At 26.8% G+C, this 22559-nt stretch carries 20 protein-coding genes; 8 read left to right on the forward strand and 12 right to left on the reverse strand.

Annotation, left to right across the window (positions count from 1 at the left end; translation table 11 throughout):
* Positions 1 to 484: 484 nt before the first annotated feature.
* Together JAHGCCOI_RS03775 and JAHGCCOI_RS03780 are read left to right on the forward strand one after the other, a co-directional pair.
* On the forward strand, positions 485 to 784 hold the full coding sequence (locus JAHGCCOI_RS03775) for a hypothetical protein (protein ID WP_479492039.1): 300 nt from the start codon (positions 485 to 487) through the stop codon (positions 782 to 784).
* A 317-nt stretch (positions 785 to 1101) separates the two neighbouring features.
* Complete coding sequence (locus tag JAHGCCOI_RS03780) at positions 1102 to 1698, forward strand: hypothetical protein (protein ID WP_479492040.1); 597 nt, start codon at positions 1102 to 1104, stop codon at positions 1696 to 1698.
* A 527-nt stretch (positions 1699 to 2225) separates the two neighbouring features.
* Here JAHGCCOI_RS03780 and ftsH read toward each other — a convergent pair.
* The 6 genes from ftsH to JAHGCCOI_RS03810 all read right to left on the reverse strand — a co-directional run bounded on the left by ftsH (position 2226) and on the right by JAHGCCOI_RS03810 (position 8914).
* Positions 2226 to 3983 (reverse strand): ATP-dependent zinc metalloprotease FtsH, encoded by a 1758-nt coding sequence (gene ftsH, locus JAHGCCOI_RS03785; RefSeq protein WP_479492041.1) that lies wholly within the window; start codon positions 3981 to 3983, stop codon positions 2226 to 2228.
* Positions 3984 to 4112: 129 nt separating this feature from the next.
* Complete coding sequence (locus JAHGCCOI_RS03790) at positions 4113 to 4502, reverse strand: hypothetical protein (RefSeq protein ID WP_479492042.1); 390 nt, start codon at positions 4500 to 4502, stop codon at positions 4113 to 4115.
* Positions 4503 to 4587: 85 nt separating this feature from the next.
* A complete protein-coding gene (locus JAHGCCOI_RS03795) occupies positions 4588 to 5076 on the reverse strand; it encodes a hypothetical protein (protein ID WP_479492043.1) in 489 nt (162 codons plus the stop codon).
* 343 nt (positions 5077 to 5419) lie between these two features.
* Positions 5420 to 7006 (reverse strand): ATP-dependent metallopeptidase FtsH/Yme1/Tma family protein, encoded by a 1587-nt coding sequence (locus tag JAHGCCOI_RS03800; RefSeq protein ID WP_479492044.1) that lies wholly within the window; start codon positions 7004 to 7006, stop codon positions 5420 to 5422.
* Between the two features lie 71 nt (positions 7007 to 7077).
* A complete protein-coding gene (locus JAHGCCOI_RS03805) occupies positions 7078 to 7935 on the reverse strand; it encodes a hypothetical protein (RefSeq protein ID WP_479492045.1) in 858 nt (285 codons plus the stop codon).
* Between the two features lie 610 nt (positions 7936 to 8545).
* Positions 8546 to 8914, reverse strand: a complete 369-nt coding sequence (locus tag JAHGCCOI_RS03810; RefSeq protein WP_479492046.1) for a hypothetical protein — start codon at positions 8912 to 8914, stop codon at positions 8546 to 8548.
* A gap of 104 nt (positions 8915 to 9018) precedes the next feature.
* Between JAHGCCOI_RS03810 and JAHGCCOI_RS03815 the strand changes: the two genes are divergently transcribed.
* From JAHGCCOI_RS03815 to JAHGCCOI_RS03840, 6 genes are all read left to right on the forward strand, one after another.
* Positions 9019 to 9495 carry a restriction endonuclease subunit S gene (locus JAHGCCOI_RS03815; protein ID WP_227807403.1) on the forward strand — a complete coding sequence of 159 codons (477 nt, stop codon included), beginning with the start codon at positions 9019 to 9021 and terminating at the stop codon, positions 9493 to 9495.
* Positions 9496 to 9774: 279 nt separating this feature from the next.
* Positions 9775 to 10371, forward strand: a complete 597-nt coding sequence (locus JAHGCCOI_RS03820) for a phosphate propanoyltransferase (RefSeq protein WP_479492047.1) — start codon at positions 9775 to 9777, stop codon at positions 10369 to 10371.
* A gap of 305 nt (positions 10372 to 10676) precedes the next feature.
* On the forward strand, positions 10677 to 11930 hold the full coding sequence (locus tag JAHGCCOI_RS03825; protein ID WP_227807128.1) for an HD domain-containing protein: 1254 nt from the start codon (positions 10677 to 10679) through the stop codon (positions 11928 to 11930).
* Between the two features lie 106 nt (positions 11931 to 12036).
* Entirely contained in the window at positions 12037 to 12843 is an 807-nt protein-coding gene (gene rsmA / locus JAHGCCOI_RS03830) for a 16S rRNA (adenine(1518)-N(6)/adenine(1519)-N(6))-dimethyltransferase RsmA (RefSeq protein WP_227807129.1), read from the forward strand.
* A gap of 275 nt (positions 12844 to 13118) precedes the next feature.
* On the forward strand, positions 13119 to 13418 hold the full coding sequence (gene spoVG, locus JAHGCCOI_RS03835) for a septation regulator SpoVG (protein WP_034172172.1): 300 nt from the start codon (positions 13119 to 13121) through the stop codon (positions 13416 to 13418).
* A 218-nt stretch (positions 13419 to 13636) separates the two neighbouring features.
* Complete coding sequence (locus tag JAHGCCOI_RS03840; protein ID WP_479492048.1) at positions 13637 to 15637, forward strand: heavy metal translocating P-type ATPase; 2001 nt, start codon at positions 13637 to 13639, stop codon at positions 15635 to 15637.
* A 196-nt stretch (positions 15638 to 15833) separates the two neighbouring features.
* Here the strand turns inward: JAHGCCOI_RS03840 and JAHGCCOI_RS03845 are convergent, their stop codons facing one another.
* The 6 genes from JAHGCCOI_RS03845 to acpP all read right to left on the reverse strand — a co-directional run bounded on the left by JAHGCCOI_RS03845 (position 15834) and on the right by acpP (position 22354).
* Positions 15834 to 17294 (reverse strand): MATE family efflux transporter, encoded by a 1461-nt coding sequence (locus tag JAHGCCOI_RS03845; RefSeq protein WP_479492049.1) that lies wholly within the window; start codon positions 17292 to 17294, stop codon positions 15834 to 15836.
* A 161-nt stretch (positions 17295 to 17455) separates the two neighbouring features.
* On the reverse strand, positions 17456 to 18370 hold the full coding sequence (gene rsmH, locus JAHGCCOI_RS03850) for a 16S rRNA (cytosine(1402)-N(4))-methyltransferase RsmH (RefSeq protein WP_227807132.1): 915 nt from the start codon (positions 18368 to 18370) through the stop codon (positions 17456 to 17458).
* A gap of 169 nt (positions 18371 to 18539) precedes the next feature.
* The gene (locus tag JAHGCCOI_RS03855) at positions 18540 to 18785 is read right to left on the reverse strand and encodes a DNA-directed RNA polymerase subunit omega (RefSeq protein WP_042067559.1); all 246 of its coding nucleotides are present in this window, start codon (positions 18783 to 18785) and stop codon (positions 18540 to 18542) included.
* Positions 18766 to 19404 carry a guanylate kinase gene (gene gmk, locus JAHGCCOI_RS03860; protein ID WP_227807133.1) on the reverse strand — a complete coding sequence of 213 codons (639 nt, stop codon included), beginning with the start codon at positions 19402 to 19404 and terminating at the stop codon, positions 18766 to 18768. The genes JAHGCCOI_RS03855 and gmk overlap by 20 nt, the downstream gene beginning before the upstream one ends.
* Before the next feature lie 150 nt (positions 19405 to 19554).
* Positions 19555 to 22020: a leucine--tRNA ligase gene (gene leuS / locus JAHGCCOI_RS03865; RefSeq protein ID WP_479492050.1), complete on the reverse strand. Its 2466-nt coding sequence runs from the start codon at positions 22018 to 22020 to the stop codon at positions 19555 to 19557.
* A gap of 103 nt (positions 22021 to 22123) precedes the next feature.
* Positions 22124 to 22354 carry an acyl carrier protein gene (acpP, locus tag JAHGCCOI_RS03870; RefSeq protein ID WP_227807135.1) on the reverse strand — a complete coding sequence of 77 codons (231 nt, stop codon included), beginning with the start codon at positions 22352 to 22354 and terminating at the stop codon, positions 22124 to 22126.
* Between the last annotated feature and the right edge of the window lie 205 nt (positions 22355 to 22559).

Below are 22559 nucleotides of genomic sequence, written 5' to 3' on the forward strand. Positions count from 1 at the left end.
TTTTTTACAAGAATTAAAAAAAGAAATTATACAGATAAAGCCAACAACAGTAAATACAATACATAAAAATAATTTAAATAATAATGAACAAATATTAAAAAATGAGTTTGAATTAAGCAAAAAAATAATTATAAAAAATACTTAAACATATTTATTGCGCTTGATGAAAAGATTAAAAACCTAGAGGAACAAAAAAAATATTTTACAACAAAACTATCTAAAAGAAGTTAAAATAAAAGATTTTTTCAATAAAGAAAAAACTCTTCAACAAATATAAAATAAAGATAAAATAAATAATTTAATAAAAATTTTTCAAAAGGAAATGGAATATACCAAAAAGCAAAATCATAAAAAAAAAAAAAATACAACTTGAAACGCAATTAACTAATAAAAATAAAATGTCATACTTCGATATAAAAAATTATTAATAAATCTTGAAGAACAAAAAAATCAATTAAAAGAAAAAAATAATTCTGATAATCAATTGTTAAAACAAAAATTTTATACTACAGATTTTAAATTAAATCAAAAAAATAAAAACTTTCAAAAACAATTAGATTTAAAATTAAAACAATTAGAAATTGACAAAATTAATAATTTAGCTAATATTGAAAATATATATAATTACAAAATAGATTTATATCAAAAAAATATTAATAAATTTCATAAAATATACCAAATCAAATTAAATAGGCATGATCGAGTTTTTGATTTTATTAAAGATAATTATGAAAAAGACAAAATTAAAATTAAATTACAAAAAGAGAGTTTTTTTATAAAGTAAGACCTATTACTTTTTTAAATTTGCCCATTTTTAATTTTTTTTTACAACCTTTTAACTTAGATATACAAAAGAAAAAAAATAAACTTTATTATCGAAATCAAGAAAATGAATTATCTTATTTAAAAGAAATAACTTTATGGAAAAAAAAATATAATTTTATTAACATCAATCACCGCAAAATAATTAATAAATTACATTTAGAAAAAGAAAAACAAGAATAAATTTATCAAAAATATCAAAAAATTTTAACAAAACAATATTATTATCAAGAACAAAAAATTAAATATTTATTTGTTCAAAAAATAAATGACATTAAATTGCAAATTCAAATTATTCGCAATTTACATTTACGCGATAAAGGTATTTTTGATAATGAAAAAGATTATCAAACAACTTTTTTTGCTTATCATAAGATTATTTTAAATTTGAAACTCGAAAATAATTCTATTCAAAGTGATTATTATTATGATTGGTTTCACAATAAAACAGCTTTTGAATTTAAAAATAAAAGTATTATTTTGCAACTAAAGTTAGAAAAAATAAAAGTCCATTTTAACGATTTAAATAAAATAATGGATTTAAAAAAAGAAATTAGTTTTTTAGAAAATAACATTAACAAATATAAATCATTGCAACAAGATAATTTAAATATTTATAAATTCAATGAGATAAAAAAAAATAATTTTTTTTTAAAAGATATAAGTTTACACAAAATATATATTAATTATCTTTCCAAAAAACAAATTTTCGAAGAAATACAACTTTTAATAACATTATCAGATTCTATAAAACAAACAGAATTAACAAACAGCCAAAATATTATTATTTTAGAACAATTAAAACAGAAAAATAGTTCTTTTGCAGCTTCTTTTAGTGCAAAAAAAATGCCTTTTAAAAAAAAATATAATACATGAATTTAAATATTTGATTAATAATAATTGGATTCCAATTATAGAAAATTGTACTATTCCTTTTTTTAAACAACTTTTTATTTTGTAAAATTCTTTAAGGCGAAAAATTAATTTAGTTTTTTTTATTCTTAAAAGATTTCAATAATTTCATCTTTTATAAAAAATCTCAAAACAAAAAATAAATATATTTTCGAATATTCTTGATATTTTTTTATTTAATTTTTATATAATAACTATAATATTTGATATTAGTAAATAAAAAAACAAACAAACAAAAATTAACAAAAAAATAATTTTTGACTGCTCTAATTTTTAAAAATAAAAATCAACTTAAAAATGAATTAATAATAATTAAAAATCACAATTAATCACTTTGAGTTTTAATGCCTTTTTCTTTGTTGAAATCTATATATAATGTATAAAGAAAAAAGAATTATTTATTTTTTATTAATAAATAATTCTATTTTAATTTTAATAATATGTTTCATTTAGATATCGTTAATTATAAACAAAATATTTATATTTTATACTTAATTTAATAATTTTTCTATCTCTTCTTTAGTAATAGTTTCTTTTTCTAATAATAAATTAGTTATTTTATCTAATAAAGATTTATTTTCTTTGATAACTTTTTGACATTCAAGATAACATTGATCTATTATTTTTTTAATTTCTGTATCAATAGATTTTTTATCAGAAAAATCAGAATCTTGAGAAACGCCTAAATCACTCATTCCATATTTAGTAACCATTAAACTAGCTATTTTAGTAGCTTGTTTAAAATCATCATAAGCTCCACTAGAAACATCGTCAAAAACTAATTCTTCAGCTACTCTACCGCCTAAATAAGAAATAATATTCGCTAACATTCTTTTTTTAGAAGAAAAGAAAGTTTCTTTTTCAGGTAACATAAGATTATAACCACCATATGAACCTCTTGGAATAATAGTAATTTTTTGAACTTTTTGAGCGTGTTCTAATTTTAAACCAACGACTGCGTGTCCCGCTTCATGGTAAGCAACCATTTTTCTTTCTTCTTCTGTATATTTAATTGATTTTTTAGCTGGACCCATTAAAACTCTATCTATTGCTTCTTCTAATTCTTCCATAGTAATCATTTCTTTTTGATTTCTGACTGTTAAAATAGAAGCTTCATTTAAAACAGCTTCTAATTGAGCGCCGCTCATACCTGGAGTTTGTTTCGCTAATTGATGAAAATCAATATCAGGAGAAATGTTTTTATTACGAACATGAACTTTTAAAATAGCTTCTCTAGCTTTAACATTAGGTAGACCAACTATAAATTTACGATCGAATCTTCCTGGTCTTAATAAAGCAGGATCAAGCATATCCGCTCTATTAGTGGCTCCGATGATAATGATTCCTTGAGATTGTGAGAAACCATCCATTTCAATTAAAAGTTGGTTGAGGGTTTGATCTGCTTCTCGATTGCCGCCACTATTGCCGCCGCCTCTTTTACTGCCTAAAACATCAATTTCGTCAATAAAAAGTACACAAGGAGCATTATACTTAGCTTCTTTAAATAATTTTCTTACTCTAGAAGCTCCAACACCAACATACATTTCCACAAATTCAGAACCAGATACCGCATAAAAAGGAACGTTAGCTTCTCCAGCTAAAGCTTTCACGAGTAAAGTTTTACCTGTTCCTGGAGGACCTTCTAATAAAATTCCTTTAGGTATTTTAGCTCCTATAGAAGTATATTTTTGAGGTTTTTTTAAGAAATCAATTAATTCTTTCATTTCTTCTTTTTCTTCTTCGTTACCTGCTACATCTTTAAAGGTTAATAAAGTAGTAAGTGAAGAGGCATATTTTTTATATTTAGGAGGCAAGACATCTTTTATTGATAAAACTATATAAAATAAAAAAACTATAGAACTAATATCACTAAAAAAATTCAACATCAAACTTAAAGGACTCAATTTAGGTCTAAAATCATAAGGAATAAATTTATCATTTTGTTCCAAAAACTCCAATACTCTCATATACATACTAATATCTACAAAAGAATAATAATATTTAGCATTATTTTCTTCAATTTCTATTTTTTTACAAGAATTTTTTCTTAAAACGCTGTCTCCTACTTCATATATATTTATTTTTTGGATATTATTTTCTTTGCTTCTAATTTTTTGAAAAATTTCAAAATTATTTAATAATTTACCACGATTATAATATTCTTGAAACCACTCTAAAACTAAACAAATTAAACACAAAAAAACAAATGACAAAATAACAATCATTATTTTATTATGTTTTAAATTCATAATTTGTCCTTTCTGTAAATGGCTATCATATAGTTTGGATAAGATATTTTTTATCTTAATTTTATATTTATAAATTTATAATTTTTTATCTTTTATGAATGCTTTTGATGATATTAGAATTATTCTTTATTATTCAGTTTCAACTGTTTGAGTATTGCCTGTCACATTTTTTATGATGTTTTTATTTAGCACTTTTTCTATATTTTCTTTTACTGTATTAGTAATTTGTAAAAAATCCGTTATTTTTTCGTTTTCGGATAAATTATTATGATGTTTTTGTACAAAATCTTTTAATTCTTTTAATTGTTTAATTGCTTCGGAAAAATAACCTTCTTGAATTTTACAATTATGTTTAGATCCCGTTAATTCTTCTAAACAGATTTCTTCATTCAGCATTTCTTTAGTTTTTTCTTGGGCGCTTTTATCTAACTCTTTAAGATAATTTACTTTGCATTGTTCTTGTGTCACTAATTTTATTTTATAAGCTTTTTCATCCCCATTTAATAATTCTATTTCCAAACTTAATAATTCTAATTCTTTAACGGTTAAAACATTTTATAATGTTGAGGTGTTCCATTTTTTTAGACACTTTTTTATTTCAAAATTACTCTTTAAGACTTAAAATTAAATAGATAATTTCATATCTTTTCAAACTAACAAATAATTTTATTAAACTTAAAAAGTGTCTAAAAAAATGGAACACCTCAATCATCTGGTAATTGAAATGTTTTGAAATTGGATAAATCTTGACCTTGATATAAAAATCTAATTTTGGATCTTTTAAATTTTGTTCTGATTGAAAATTTTTATCTATTTGTTCTTGTTGTTGCTGTATTTCTTCCAAATTTTCGTCATTTTGTTGTATTTCTTGTTTGATATTCCTAATCTCTTCTTTGAGATTTTTCATTTGCTCCTCTTTTGTAGTATTTGTTTTAACAGATACATTTGCAGACATACTTGGAGTAGTTGAAGTATCATTTTCTGCTTTAATATATTTAAAATAAATAAAAAAGCTAAGTACAATTACAACAATTATTGTAATTAACAATTGTATAAAATGTTTTTTATATTTTTTTAAAAATGCTGTATTCATTTTTGGTACTTTTCTCCTTTATAATGGTAATTCCTTGACGGATATGCTAACTTTTTTATTTATTTATAAAAATATCTTTTGCAAATAATAATTTTATATTTAAGTAATTAAAAATATTTTATTATATAAATTTGTAAAATAGTTATGTTTTTATTTTTTAACTAATAGTTATTTATAGAAGTTAGCAAAAATAATAACTATTACTATAATTTTATCACAAAAAAAACAATTTTTTTGCTCACTAATCTGTATATCATGAGTTTTTTCCTTGTAATTTTGTATATAAAAAAAAGAGACTTAAAAAGTCTCTTTTTGGGATTATTTGATTTTAATGTTAAATTATTTAATTATTTTTTGTCACTAATTTATCAATTTCTTCTTTGGTAATTGTTTCTTGTTCTAACAATAAATTAGTTATTTTATCAAGCAAGGATTTATTTTGGGAAATAATTTCTTTGGCTTGTAAATAACAATTATCAATTATTTTTTTAATTTCTTTATCAATTAATATTTTATCAGAAAACTCTGAATCTTGGCTTACTCCAAGGTCGCTCATTCCATATTTAGTAACCATCATTTTAGCAATATTGGTAGCTTGTCTAAAATCATCATAAGCTCCAGAAGAAATATCATCAAAGATTAATTCTTCCGCTACCCTTCCTCCTAAATAAGATGTAATTTGGGCAAGCATACGTTTTTTAGAAGAAAAGAAAGTTTCTTTTTCTGGCATCATCAAATTATAACCGCCTGAATTGCCACGCGGAATAATAGTTATCTTTTGCACCTTTTGAGCATGTTCCAACTTAAGTCCTATAATTGCATGTCCTGCTTCGTGATAAGCTACCATTTTTCTTTCTTCTTGGTTGTATTTAATTGATTTTTTGGCAGGGCCCATTAAAACGCGGTCAATTGCTTCTTCTAATTCTTCCAAAGTAATTAAATCTTTATTATTTCTTACAGCCAAAATTGAGGATTCATTAAGAACAGCTGCAAGTTGGGCTCCACTCATGCCTGGAGTTTGTTTGGCAATTTGCAAAAAATCAACACTTTTAGCTATTTGTTTATTTCTGGCATGCACTTTTAAAATAGCTTCGCGAGCTTTAAGATCAGGTAAGCCAACTGTAAATTGTCTATCAAAACGCCCTGAACGCAACAATGCAGCATCTAGAACGTCTATTCTATTAGTAGCTGCAATTACAATAACTCCCAATGATTTAGTAAAACCGTCCATTTCGGTAAGTAATTGATTTAAGGTTTGTTCGTTTTTACTGTCAAAGCCACCACGTTTTTTACCTAAAGTATCTATTTCATCAATAAACAATACACAAGGAGCATTATTTCTTACTTCTTTAAATAAAGTTTGTAATTTTTTAGCTCCTAATCCTACTAAAATACCATCAAATTCAGAACCAGATACTGCATAAAAAGGCACTCCTGCTTCTCCTGCAAGAGCTTTTGCAAGTAAGGTTTTTCCTGTTCCTGGAGGACCTGAAAGAATAACTCCTTTAGGAATTGATGCTCCCATCTTTTCATATTTTTGAGGATATTTTAAAAAATCAATTAATTCTTTTAATTCTTCTTTTTCTTCTTCATTGCCTGCTACATCTTGAAAAGTAAATAAAGATTTTTGCTTAATAGATATTTTAGGATTTTTATTTAATTTTCCGGATGTTTGTTTAATGTTAGAAATAATATAAAATAAAAAAATAGATGGATAGATACTAGAAACTGTACTTAAAGCTAAATTATTAAAATCTAGCACTTTATAAAATATTGTTTCATAAAGATTTTTTGTTTCATGTGGAGCTTTAGTAGGTTTGTAATGATTTATAATTTTAAGAGAAATAGAAATAAGCAAAAGGATAAAAAAGATTTTAGTAAGCGAAAGGTTATTTATTTTATTTTTAATTTTTTGAATATACCGTAACATATTAATTTGTAAAAATACTCCTTTTAATCTCAATAAATTTTATATTGGTACTTTAATAAGTAAACTTATAATTAATATGAATATGTATAAACAAATTTATCTTTTTCCAAAACATCATGCTTTATTTTTTTTATTAATTTATTATTATCATATTCAAAATAATATTCAAAATTTTTTGCTATTTCTAATGTCTGAGGGTCATAACATGTTTGTTTGATACGTATTAATTTATCATTTTGATATTCAAATGTTTTTAATGTTAATAATGATGAATCTTTATCTGAATTTAAGAATTTCTCTTCTATCAATTTATTATTGTTATCATATTGATAAATATATTTACCTTCTAATTTACTTTGATTTTCTTTATGGTCTACTGAATACCACTCTTTAGAAGCTAATAATTGATTGTTATTATAATAGAAAAGGTTTTTTTCATATTTATCATAATTTGATGTTTTTGTTTCTTCATTATAACCATATTTATATAACTCTTTTAACAAATTATTTTCATATTTAAATATTTTTTCTTCATTATCGTTGTCAATTTCTTTATTTAATATTGTTTTTACAAGGTTATTATTTTGATCATACTCATATAAAGTTTGATTTTCTAATTTTTCCTCACTTTGTTCATTTTCTTTAAAATACTGCAATCTTTTAATTAAATTACCTTTATTATCATAATCATATTTAACAATGCATTTAGGATTGTTGGGTGAATTATATATTTGTACACGAGTTTTTTTATTTTCATTATGTTTTAACTTAGTAAATAATACAGGTTTTATATTTATATTAGTATCTTTATTATTTGTGTTTTTTATATAAAGAAAAAGTCCCAAAAGAGTCAAAAGACATATTATAAATAAAATAAAAAATACTTTAAGAACTCTTTTTTTAGATCTATTTTTTAAAATATTATCCATTTATGATATTGCACCTTTCTATTTTAAGTTTAAAATAATAGTCATCTATAATACTTTAATAAAAAATAACTATTAACATCATTTTATCACAAAAAAAAAAAAAAACAATTTTTTTGCTCACTAATCTGTATATCATGAGTTTTTTCCTTGTAATTTTGTATATAAAAAAAAGAGACTTAAAAAGTCTCTTCTTAAATTAATTAAAAAAATATAAAATATTTAATTTTTGTTTGATTGTTACTTTATTACTGGGTCTTTATTACTATTATTATCAAATTGATCTAATAAAGTTTGAATATCTTTTTCATTTAAAGTTTCTTTTTTCATCAATTGTAATACTATTTCATCTAATAAAGCTTTATTTTCTTTAATAATAGTAAGAGCTTGTTGTGAGGTGTTCCAAAACTTTGGACAACTTTTTACTTTTTGTTTAATTTATATTTTTAAAATATTTCAAAACTTTCCCAGCTTAAAATTGAGCCGTCTTCGTTGTAGTGTATTATGGTTATTAGCTTTCCTTCATCATTAAAAAATTCTTCACAAGCTAGGTTTCTGTTTGTGTAGTAGTGTCTTTTATTTTTAACACACTCAACATTTGAAATTTGAAATTTCATTTTTTTACCTCCGATTTAACAAAACTTATAAAAGCCTTGTTTTGGGTTTTGTAATGTTTAAATAAAATCAAAATATGGGATTTTTTTAATTTTATTCGTAAGAGTTCTAGTTTTTTGCAAATAATTATATCTTTTATTTTTAATTTTTGAGCCAATATTATGGTTTTTTTTGCTAACGTTTCGTACCATTGTCTGGTTTTGGGGGTTAAAATAGTATTTTTTGCTTGGTTTTTGTAATCTTTTATATAGCTTGTAATTACCCACCAATTATCCGAATTGGTTTCGTGTTCGAGGTTTAAATCGAAATATTTGTCTTCTAAATCGTCGAGTTGTTTTTGAGTTAATTTTTTTTTGATTTTTTGCATTTTTTTTCTTTCTTTTCTCCTTTTTAATAATTTATAAATAATTTGGTCGTATAATATTTAATTTTGTTATGGTGCCATTTTAGTGGTTCTCAAAGGATTTAAATATATCAGATTGTGAAAAAAATGGAGATTACGAAGTGTGGGGTGGAGGTATAAAACCAAAAGGATCTTATAACAAATCTAATACTCCTGAAAATACTATAACTATAACTAGTGTAGGTAGTTGTGGTTATATTCATTTCCATACTAAACCTTTTTGGGCTGCTCAAAATTTACAAATTTTAAAATCTAAAGATGATTCTTTTAATGTTTTGTATTTCTATTTTTATTTAAAACAAAAAGAAAACGAAATTCAAAAAAATTTAAAACAAGGGCACATTCCCAATTTCACCCAAAAGCTAATAAAAAAAATAAAAATAACTCTTCCCCCATTAGAAACACAAAATGAAATAGCCACTTTTTTAAATAAAACCTTAAAACAAATAGAAGAAAAAACAAATTTACTCAATTCTTTAATGAAAGATTTATTAAATAAAACTGATGAACAAAAACAATATTTATTTAATAAATTATTATTTTAACTTACAAGCCTTTTAATTAATACCTTTAAACCCCAGACTCTTTTTACAAAGGGTCTTTTTATTTGTCATTAAATAAATATAGCATAACAAAACAATAAAACAACAAAATAAACAAATTACCTTGAATATTTCTAATAATTCATGTTATAATAAAGTAAATTACTAAAAATTATATACTATTTATGCAAAAAAACTTTTTACCAATTCTTCAATAAAAAAATCAAAATATGTAGAAAATAAGAGGCATTTTATAATAAAAATGTTATAATAAAGCTGTAAATGCAAACAATGGAGGCAAACATGTATCACATTCCAATAGGAATCTCAGGAAGACACACTCACCTATCACAAGAAACATTAGATATTTTATTCGGTCAAAAAAATTATCAACTCACTTTTTTCAAACCCCTCAAACAAACAGGACAATTTGCAGCCCAAGAAAAAATTGATGTTATGAGTCCATCAGGAAAAATTCTTCCACAAGTTCGGATTTTAGGACCCACAAGAACTTTTGACCAAATAGAAATTAGTCAAAGCGATGCTTTAAGACACGGATTTACAGCTCCTGTTAGATCTTCAGGCGATATTAAAGGTTCAGGCAAAGCCACTTTAATAGGTCTCAAAGGTCAAGTAGACATTGAAGAAGGTGTTATTATTGCCAACAGACATATTCATTTATCTACCCAAGATGCAAAAAATTTTGGCATTACTGACAAACAAATGGTAAGTATTGAAATTGAAGGCACTAAACCTGGCATCTTAAAACAAGTTTTGTGCAGAGTACACCCCGATTTTAAACTTGAATGCCACTTAGATACCGATGACGGCAGTGCTTTTTTACTTAAAAATGGCGATACTGTTAAATTACTGAAATAAATCATTAAAAGTAAAAAAATAAATAATTTTGTCAACTGAAATTCTTGCGTTATAAGGATCTTGCAACTCACCCCAAAGACCTTATAACCTATATTTATTTTCACCCCTTAGCAAAACTAACAATATAACTAACAATTATTTTATTTTTTTATTGAACGAAAGACATAAATTTCCTTTCATTTGTGTCTTTCGCTCAATAAAAACTCTTCTTAAAAACGCAAACAACAAGAAGGAGGTAAAACGGATAAGGATAAAAATTACAAAAACTCAATAAACTTAATTAAAAATTATCCTCAATAAAATCAATGCAAACAACCAATCCATCTTTTAAAAAGTTTCTCAGATCTGAAGTTTTTCGTGACCCTATCTACGGTTATATTTATCTGGAATACGAATTGATTGAAAAATTAATTGATACTTCCGTTTTCCAAAGATTAAGACGTATAAAACAATTAAGCGGCGCTAACATCGTCTTTCATGGAGCAGAACAATCTCGTTTTACACACAGTTTAGGTGTTTATGAACTTGCAAGACGGTTTTTAAAAATTACAAATATTAAAAAACACTTTTCTGAAACCCAAAAATTAATTTTACTAGTATCTTCTTTGTTACATGATATTGGACACGGTGCTTATTCTCATTCTTTTGAAACCTTATTTGACGTAAACCACGAAACGCAAAGTGCACGCATCATCAAGCATAACAAAGAAATTGGAGCTTTATTAGATCAAATAAGCCCTGATTTCAAAAACGATGTAGCTAGTGTGATTGAAAAAACAAAGAAATTTCCCTTAATAGAACAAATTTTAACTAGTCAAATTGATATTGACAGACTAGATTATTTAGAACGAGATTCTTATTTTACAGGTGCCACTTATGGGCATATCGATTTAGAACGTTTAATGCGTAGCATGATAATTGAGCCTCATCCTAGCAAAAATAACGAAAAATGTATTGCCTTTAGACAAAGTGGTGTTTTTGCTATTGAAAATTATTTAATTAACCGCTATCATATGTTCTGGCAAGTTTATTATCATCCCAAAGTAAGAGCTTATAGCGCTATTTTAGAAAAAATTTGTAAACGTTTATGTGATTTATTACAAAATAACTATCCTTTAGACCCATACATCCAACCTTTTTACAATTTTGTAAACAATCAAACTGACCTAGACAAATACTTAGCAATTGATGATTATTATATGAACGGTTTAATCCTACATCTTAAAAATAGTAAGGATACCATTTTAAAAAATTTATGTAATGATTTTCTCAATAGACGTATTTGGCACATTTTAGATGATAACGACCAAAACCAAGAACAAATTGCACACATTAAGCAACAATATCACAACCAAAACCGCGATTATATTAAATATTATACTTCAAGTAATGCTGCTTTTCAAAATGCTTATTCCGAAAGTAAGCCTAAATTTGAAACCAAAATTTTAATTAAATCTAAGGGAGGACTCAAAAGTCTGAAAGAAGAATCCCCCATTATTAAAAGTTTAATCAAAAGTAGTCCTAAACAAGATAATAAATTTTTTTATCGCCCTTTATAAATCCAAAACTTCCCCTATAAACCCCTCCCAAACAACTTCCCCAATTCTCAACTAACAACAAATCCCAAAAGCCAACATCCATATCAATTTTATTTAAGGAAATCAAATGCATCATACAACCAAAAAAAAATACGGTCAAAATTTTTTAACAGATGTTAATTTATTAAACAAAATTGTAACTAAGGCTTCCATCACAGACAAAAATGTTTTAGAAATTGGACCTGGCAAAGGTGCTTTAACCAAAATTATTGTCCCTCAAGCTAAACATGTTTTAGCCTATGAAATTGATGCTACTCTCAAACCTTTTTTAAATTTTGAAAATCATAACAATGTTAATATCATTTATGATGATTTTTTAAAAAGAGATTTATTAAAAGATTTTGATCATTATTTTAGTCCTAACTCTCAATTAAGTTTAATTGGTAACTTACCTTATTATATTACCTCACCTATTCTTTTTAAAATTATTGACACTCCCCAAATTAATGATGCTACTATTATGATTCAAAAAGAAGTAGGAATGCGTTTACTGGCTCAACCCAATAACAAAAATTATAACGCTTTATCTGTAATTATTCAATTTCTATTTAGTATTGAAAAAACCCAAGAAGTTAAAAGACATATGTTTTTTCCTGCACCCAAAGTAGACAGTATTGTTATTAAACTTACTAAAAATAACAACATTTGCCCTACTTTCTTGCAACAATTTATCAAGTTTGTAAAAGCTTCCTTTAAACAAAAAAGAAAAACTTTACTCAACAACTTATCTTGTCAATTTTTGTTATCCAAAGAAACCATTATTCCTTTTTTCTTACAACATCACATCCCTTTACAAATTAGAGCCGAACAGGTAACTTTAGAAACTTTTCAAAAATTAACTGTTAAATGGTTTATTTTTTTTAATATGTCATAAAATAATAAAACTTTTCATATTGAAAATAAATCACAAAACTCATTAGGAAATGATTTTCCTTTTTTCCGATATTAAACATCAATATCAAAAAATTAAATATTAATCTTTTTTTAAATAAAAAAACCATTAAAATATTAAATGTATCCAATTATTATTTATATTTTATTTGTAATTTTTAATTTGTATCGTTACACAAACCATAAATAATTAATAATAAATAACGAATAATAATTTAGCATTTAATATAAAATGAAGCAAAACTGGAGGCTTAAGAAATGAAAGTTACCGATGTAAAAATTAGAAAAATCAACGGTGAAAGTAGATTAAGAGGAGTTTCTTCAATCACTTTTGAAAACCAATTTGTAGTTAATGACATCAGAATTATAGAAGGAGAAAGAGGTATATTTATTGCTATGCCAAGTAGAAAAACTTCCAAAGGCAACTTTAGAGATATCGCTCATCCCATTAATTCAGAAACCCGTCAACTAATTGAAAATTGCATCAAAAACAAATACCAAGATTTGCTAGATAACCCTCCACAAGAAGAAGATTTTTCTCAAAATTCTGAAAATTAATAATTATTAACTTTAAAAAATTCCAGATTTTTGGGAATTTTTTTACATGTTTTGAATTCAAAACGCCATTTTATTAAAAAAATTTTGCAAATGCGAAACTAAAAACCCAAAACTAACAAACAACTCATCCATTAACACTTTTTCCAAACATACTTTACATTACTAAAATATTTACAATTATATTTATCCAAAAAAATTAAGCAAAGAGGTACAAAAATTTGTTTTGTTGCAGCAATTCTTCATCCATCCACAATCACGAACACAACGATAAAAAACCATTAATTTGTTTTGTTATAGGAACATTTTTATATAGTTTATTTGCTCTATATTTGCATTCTCACAATTGCACAAACACACTAGTATTAGTTCTTGTTTCTTTGGCACTTTTATTTTTAATCGGCTATCATGTTATTTTAGAAGGCTTTATAGAAACTTGGCAAGATACTTGCAAATTTAAAAAATTCACTCCCAACATTCATATTTTAATGACTTTAGCGGCTCTGGGAGCTTTATATTTAAAAAACTACAACGACGGCATTTTATTAATTTTCATATTTTCAGGAGCTTCTTTTTTAGAAGAATACGTTGAGGCAAAAAGTCAAAAAGAAATCAAAAATCTCTTAAAGCTTCAAGTAGCAGAAGCAAGATTACAAAAAGAAGACGGCAGTACTGAAATTATTCCTTCCAAACTACTCAAAATCAATGATTTAGTCTTAATTTTACCAGGCGACCAAATCCCTACTGACGGCGTCATTGTTTCGGGCAATCCCAACATTAACGAAGCTAACATTACAGGCGAAGGCATTCCTTGTGACAAACAACCAGGCGATTTTGTCTACGGCAGCACCATTAACGGCAGCAACCATTTTGTTATGTGTGTCACAGCTACTAACGAAAAGACTGTTTTTGCCCAAATTGTAAGATTAGTAAGCCAAACCCAAAACAATATTTCCAAAACTGCTACTTTAATTAAAAAAATAGAACCAATTTATGTAAAAACTGTTATGGCAACAGTTGTTGTTGTCCTTGGTCTTGCAGGAATACTACATTTTACTGGACCAAGTAATCCCAATTTCGAATTTAGCACTTGGCTACACAAAACAATGATTTTTTTAACTGTATCATCTCCATGTGCCCTAGCTGCAGCTGACATTCCTTCCACTCTTGCAGCTATTTCTAACCTCACTAAAAAAGGGATTTTATTCAAAAACGGCAGATCTTTGGAAAAAATGGCAGATATCAAAGCTTTTTCATGCGACAAAACAGGCACCCTTACCGAAGGCAAACCTCAAGTAACTGATGTTTATGTAGCCCCCGAAATCTCTGAAGAAAAGTATCACAAATATTTAGATATATTATTAGGGATGGAACAAAAATCCAACCATCCTTTAGCACTAGCTATTAAAAACCATTTCCACCACAAATCTCACCTCCAAATGGAAATTACTAGCTCAGTTGGCATCGGCCTTGAAACTTTTTATCAAAACAATCATTATAAAATTGCCAAAGCTGCTGCTTTTACCCAAACTCCAATCTGTGCATCTTTACAAGCCCAAACGCAAAAATTTTTATCCGAAGGCAAAACCATCGTTTATTTTAGTTGTAATAATCACATTGTTATGGCTTTAGCTCTTTTGGATAAATTACGTCCTCAAGCTTATCATTTAATGCAATACTTCAACCATAAAAACATCTATACTGCAGTAATTACAGGAGATACCCAACAAATCGCTTACATCTTACAAAAAAAACTTCATCTCAAAGCAGCTTGGGGAGATATTCTACCTGCCTATAAACTAGAAAAAGTTCAAGAACTACAAAAAGAAAAAGGCACTACAGTAATGGTAGGTGATGGTGTCAATGATGCTCCTGCCCTTACAGCTGCTGATGTAGGAATTGCGATGCAAAACGGTACTGATGTGGCAATGGATGTAGCAGATGCAGTTTTAATGCAAAACGATTTATCAAAAATTATCTATACTCACCAAGTAGCTGTCAAACTACGCAAAATCATTTGGCAAAATATTATTTTTGCTATGGTAGTAGTTTGTATCTTGAATCTTTGTAATCTTTTTGGATACATAAATTTACCTTGGGCAGTCACTTTACATGAAGGAAGCACACTTTTAGTTATTTTCAATGGATTAAGACTTTTACAAAGTCCCAAAAACCCCAAACTAAAAGACAAAAAGAAAAACACAAAATCTTTTAATAAATAATTTACTTTATTAACCTCATTATAAAAGACAGCACAAATAAAAAACCACCCTAAAAGGGTGGTTTTTTATTTACATATTAAGATTCAAAACATAATTTAAAAGAATGTTAAATTTGGAAGTATTTTATTTGAGTATAATAAAATCTCTTATTATTAAATAATTATCAATATAAAAGTTATTACAATATATAAAATATTTAATCTTGTTCAAATGTTTTATCACGTTTTAATTTAAGATAAAAAGTTGCAAAAATTAATAATGTAATGATAAAACAAATAAAATTACTAAGAAAAATACTCAAACCTACTCCCATTACACCTTGATTTAAAAAGTGTTTGGAAAAAAGAACAATAAAAAAGATACGAATTAAAGTTCTTAAAAAATTCAGATAAACCGAAGGTCCTACGCGTTTAAAAGCTAATAAAAAATTAAACATAATAATAGAACCACACGATAACCATAAGCTAGTAGTTTCAAAAAATAATAACGTACGGAAAGCATCTTGTTCCAAACTAGGAATCTTTTCCCAAGGACTATCATGAAATAATGGCAAAATTAACTTATAACCAAAAATATTAATCAAAGAACCTATTAAAGCCAAAACACACATACAAAAAATAATTTTTTTGAATGCTTCAAAGACTCTATTAAGATTGTTATGACCTAAATTTTGAGATATAATAGCATTTTGGGAATCAGAAAAAGAGTTAAGTGCATTATAAAAGACATTATTAATAGTTACTGCTAAGGCTAAATTAGCTCCAATTTGGGAACTACTAATTCCTTGAGGATCGCCGTACCATTCTTTAACAATGATACTTACAATTAATTTGCCAACACTATAAATACTAATACTAGCACAAACAGGAATAGCTAATTTAGAAAGTTTTTTCAAAAATTCTTTATCAAAACTGATTTTGGATAAAATAATACGGAAGGGATTTTTGCTGTCAAAAAATAAAAACCACAAAGCAAATAAAGTAACAATTCCGTTAGAAATCAAAGTAGCCAAAGCCAAAGAAACCATGGAAGAATTCCAATAATGAAAAAGAACAAAAGAAAAAATAATTTTAGCAGAAACGTTTAAAATATTTAAAAAAAGAGCAATTTTGTTATTACCTTTGGCACGCTCCAAACTTAAAAAAACTGTATTTATAATGATACAAACAAGCGAAAATATAATAAGATTATAATATTTAATACCTTCATTGTTTTCAATTGCATTTTGACTAATTTTTAAAATATTAGTTGCAATGAAACTTTTAAAAACAAAAATGCATAAAAAGACCAAAATAAAGCCAGTTAAAATGGAAAGAACAAACGTTTTTGCCAAATAAAGGTGCATTTTATTAATATTATTTTGTCCATAAGCACGCCCTACTAAAATAACTCCTCCTGTGGCAATAGAAATACCAAAAGAAACAAGAATACCTTTAAATATATGTACGCGACTTACAAAGGTAAGTTGATTATCTGAAATTTGATTTCTTTTTAAAATAAAAAGATCAATAGCATCTGATGCATTTTGAAAAATCCAATAAATAATGATAGGAAAGGTAAAATAAAAAATTACTTTCCATAAGTTTCCTTCTAATAAAAATTTTCTATTTCTTTTTTCATTAATTAAAATTTGTGTTGTTGCTTTTGTTTTAACCACAAAAAACCTCCATCTAATGTTTTGGTTGGGTCAAACAACTTGAAAATATGTGTAAATAAAAGCTATAACACATATTATATTTTATCAAAATTAGAGGGGTTTTGGGAGGCAAAAGGTGATATTTAGAGGAGGCGCGCTAACTATTTCATTTATTTAGATAACTAACCATTTTTGACAGCTACCCTCAGTTTAGCAGAAATACTACGCGAATTATTTTGCATTTCTTCCTCACTTGGCAAAAAAGCTTTTTTAGTAATAATACTTAAAGGAGTTTGGGGCATAATTGTAATAGGCAATTTTTTAGGCAAAACAAAAGTACTATGTTTTTTAAAAAAATGTTTAACAATGCGGTCTTCTAACGAATGAAAACTAATAACTACTATCCTGGCATTGAGTTTTAACAAATCAAGACTTTGTTCCAAGGCTTGTTTTAAAGATTCTAATTCTTGGTTAACTTCGATACGCAATGCTTGAAATATTTTTTTAGCACTATGTCCTTTTTGGCGATTGCAAAATCGATCAGTGATGGCAACCAAATCATAAGATGTGCACAAAGGTCTTTGTTTAATAATTTCTGAGGCAACCAAAGCAGCATTTTTAACTTCACCATAAACCTTAAAAATATTTTTTAATTGTGCAAAGGAGTAATTATTTAAAATATATTGTGCAGTAATTGTTTGATCAACATTCATTCTCATATCTAAAGGAGTGTTGTGCAAATAACTAAATCCTCTTTGGGGATTGTCAATTTGACAAGAAGATAGCCCTAAATCAAATAAAATACCATCTAATTGAAAAACATTTTTTTGTGCTAATTGGGTTTTTAAATGCGAAAAGTTGCTATGAATTATTTCAATTGGCAAATGTGGGGGCAAGATTTTTTTAGCGTTTGTGCAAGCTTCTACATCTTGGTCAAAAGAATATAAAAACCCTTGTTGCAAAAGATTTGCAATTTCTATAGTATGCCCACATTGTCCTAAAGTGGCATCTACATAAATGCCTTCGGGCTTTATCTTTAAAAAATCTATGGCTTCTTGTTTGAGAACTGAAATGTGGTTAAAATGTGTTTTATTCATGGATTTTACCTCGCTCGCAAAGTTAAAAAATGTGATTAAAAATAATAAATGGTGGAAAAATAAAAGGAAGGTGAGATGAATTGCAATTATAAAAAAAATAGTTAAATTACACAATATTATTTGTAATTTAACTTATTTTATCAATTGTGAAATGGTACCTAAATATTAATTACTTAAAGACAAATTTAACTTTATCATTAATAATTTCTTCCAAAGCTTTACCAACTACTTTATTACACACAAGTTCAGGCAATTCTTTTTTTTGAGCTTCTATCACATGAGCAGTTTTGCTTGCAATATGAACTAATTTGTATTTGGAATTAATTTGATCCAACAATTTATCAATCGAAGGATAGATCAAACCTTCCTTATTGTATTTTTTTTTATTTGGTTTACTATTGTTCTGCATAACCATTATCCTCCAATATTTTTAAATAATTACGAATACTGCGTTTCGTTTTGGCATGTTCTGCTCTAATAATTGCAATAATACGGTCAGCAGCATTAGCCACTTCATCATTTACTACAATATAATCGTATTTGTGAGCTAAGTGAAACTCGTTATTGGCTTTGGCAATTCGTTTTGCAATATTTGCTTCTTGTTCAGTGCCGCGTTTTTTTAAACGATCGTAGAGAGCTTTTTTTTCAGGCGGAACCAAAAAAATAAAAACTGTGTTTGGCATACGCTTTTTTCTTAAATGAGTGGCTCCTTCAACTTCAATTTCTAAAAACACTTCTTTTCCTTGTTTTAAAAAATCTTGAATTTGCTTTTTAGGAGTTCCATAATAATGATCAATAAATTTAGCCCATTCTAAAAAACAATTATTTTCAATCCCTTTTTCAAATTCTTCTTTAGTTAGAAAATGGTAATCTTTACCGTCTTGTTCACCTGGTCGCGGTTTTCTGGTAGTAGCAGAAACAGAATACACAAAATTATGATTAGTCATTTCAAACAAAGCTTTTCTCACAGTGGCTTTGCCAACTCCTGAAGGTCCTGAAAGAACTATTAAAAGTCCTTTTTTATTTAATTTCATGTTAACTTACCTTTTTTATTAAATTTTGTGAAAGTGCTTAATAATATTAGTTGTGCTTAAATAATTTTAAAAATTGAAGATTAAAATTAAAAGTGGTTTTGATTAAAATACACAATTGCCACCAAAAATTAATATTGATGTTAATATTAATTAATTAACAATAATATTTAATAATTTATTGGGAATATAAATCATATTTTGAATGTTTTTATGGCATACAAACTTATTAACTTTTGCATCTTGCAAAGCTAGAGTTTTAATTTGTTCTGAAGACAAATCACAAGGAAGTTCCAAAACAGCTCTTAATTTACTATTTACTTGCACAATAATTTTTACTTGCAGTTGTTCTAAATGAGTTTTATCATGCAAAGGCCAAGTGAAAGCAACTAGTTGGTTGTTATTTTTCAAAATAGTTTGATTAATTTCTTCTGTCAAGTGAGGAGCAATCGGATTTAATAGTTGCAAAAAAGTCTGTGCTTGTTTTTTGCCTATTTTTTGATGTTTATAAACTTGATTGACAAAAATCATTAATTGACTAATAACTTTATTGAATTTCAATTTTTCATAATCTTGGGTTGTTTGAAAAATGGTTTGATGATAAATAGCGTTTAGAGAAGTTTCAAAATCATTTGGCATTGCAAAAGAAAACATTTGATAAACTCTATTTAAAAAACGTTGTATTCCTTTGAAACCTTTTTCACACCAACTTTTAATATCTTCTAACGGACCCATAAACATGATATAAATTCGCAGTACATCAGCGCCGTAGCGTGCAAGCATTAAAGAAGAACTTACGCCGTTGCCTTTGGATTTAGACATTTTAGTGTGATCATTTCCCAAAATAATACCTTGATTAACTAATTTTTGAAAAGGTTCTTTGGTAGAAACTAAACCCAGATCGTATAAAAACTTATGCCAAAAACGTGCATAAAGTAAATGACCAACAGCGTGTTCTGTTCCTCCAATGTATAAGTCTACTGGCAAATAATAGTCAAGTAGTTCTTTTGCTTTGGTGGTATTTAATGGGATTAGACCCAAATAATTTTTCAAAATATAGCCAATATAGTACCAAGAACTACCTGCAAGTTGTGGCATAGTGTTAGAATCTCTGCGATATTTTTTGCCATCTTTTTCAAAATATAACCAAAAATGGGCTTTGGAGAGAGGCGATTCGCCTGTGCCTGATGGTTTGATTTGTTCCAAAAAAGGAAGTTCTATGGGCAAGTTTGCGTCGCTATCAGTATAAATTTTATTGTTGGTGTCATCATAATAAATGGGGAAGGGTTCTGCCCAATATCGTTGGCGCGAAAAGACCCAATCACGCAATTTATAAGTATAATGAGAGTGCCCGTGATTATTTTTTTCTAAAAATTGCAACATTTTAGTTTTGGCTTGTTCGTTATTAAGACCATTTAAAAAATCACTATTGATTTGGATGCCTTCTCCCGTATAAGCTTCAGTTAAGGGAGGGTTGGTTTGGTTGGCGGTAGGATTTTCCAAATCAGAAGACGGGGGAGTTATAACTTGAATCATTTTTAGACCATGTTTTTGAGCAAACTCAAAATCTCTTTGATCATGACAAGGAACAGACATTAAAGCACCTGTGCCATAATGAGGAAGGACATAATCAGCAATCCAGATAGGAATTTTGGTGTTATTGCAAGGATTAATTGCAAAACTACCCGTAAAAACACCTGTTTTGTCTTTATTGATGTCTCTTTCTAAGTCTTTTTTTTGTTTGGTTAATTCCAAATAATTGTTAACTGCTTGTTGGTATTCGGGTTTGGTGAGTTGTAAGGCTAATTCATGTTCGGGCGCTATTACTAAAAAAGTTACACCAAAAAGAGTATCAGGGCGAGTGGTGAAAGTTTTTAAAGTTATTTTTTGGTCAGAAACTGGAAAAGAGACGATGGCACCTTGATTTTTGCCAATCCAATTAGCTTGCATTTCTTTCACATTTAAAGGCCAATTAACTAAATTAAGGTCGTCTAAAAGTCTGTCTGCATATTGAGTTATTTTTAAAACCCATTGTTTCATCTTTTTTTTAACAACTGGATGATTGCCTCTTTCAGAAAACATCCCTTTTTCATTAGAAATTACTTCTTCATTAGCAAGCACTGTTCCTAAATTAGGGCAAAAATTTACTTCTGTATTTTTGAGAACTGCTAGTCCTTTTTCGTAAAGTTTTTTAAAAATCCATTGAGTCCAGGCATAAAAATAAGGATCTGAGGTGGCAAGTTCTCTATCCCAATCAACACTTTTACCAATACTTTGAATTTGTTTTTTAAAATTATTGATGTTTTCATAAGTAAAAGTTCGGGGGGGTTTGCCTGTTTGCAAAGCATATTGTTCGGCAGGCAGCCCAAATGAATCCCAACCAAAAGGATGCAAAACATTAAAACCTTGCATGCGTTTGAACCTACTCATAATATCGCTTGCAGTATAACCTTCAATATGGCCTACATGAAGCCCTTCAGAAGAAGGATAAGGAAACATATCAAGACAATAAAATTTCTTTTGTGAAAAGTTATCTTGAGTTTTGAACACCTTATTTTGTTGCCAATAAAGTTGCCATTTATGTTCTATTTGTTTAAAATCATAAATTAATTTTGTCATACTCGAAAACCTTCTATATTTGTTTTAACTTTTATAATGTGTTATAATGTGGGAATAAATTTAAATTAATTGTGAAAATGATTAAAAAAGAAAATTAGTTAGTTTAAGGGGTGTTTTTGGTGATGTAAAAAACGATATCTTGAACGGTTTTAAAATTTTGTAAAGTTGCATCACTAATGTTGATTTGAAATGTTTTTTCTACTTCCATAACTAGTTCTAAAGCGTCTAGCGAATCAAGTCCTAAATCTTCTTTAAAACTAGTGTCTAAAGTAATTGTAGAAGCGTCTAAAGATAATTGGGTGGCAATTAAAGCTTTAATTTTTTCAAAAACCATTTTTTTATTTCTCCTTCAAAAAAGCAATAATTGCTTAATAATATTATACTAAAAAAATCTTTTTTTAATTGTTGCATTTGCCAAAATAAAAACAAAAGTAAATTATTTGCTTGTGGTTTGGTGTGTAAGTTTGCAAAATAAGGTGGTCTGAAATGAATTTATTTTGATTGTAAGTTATAAAAAGGTGCCTATTTACAAGAAACAA

This window comes from Mulberry dwarf phytoplasma (assembly GCF_056504655.1).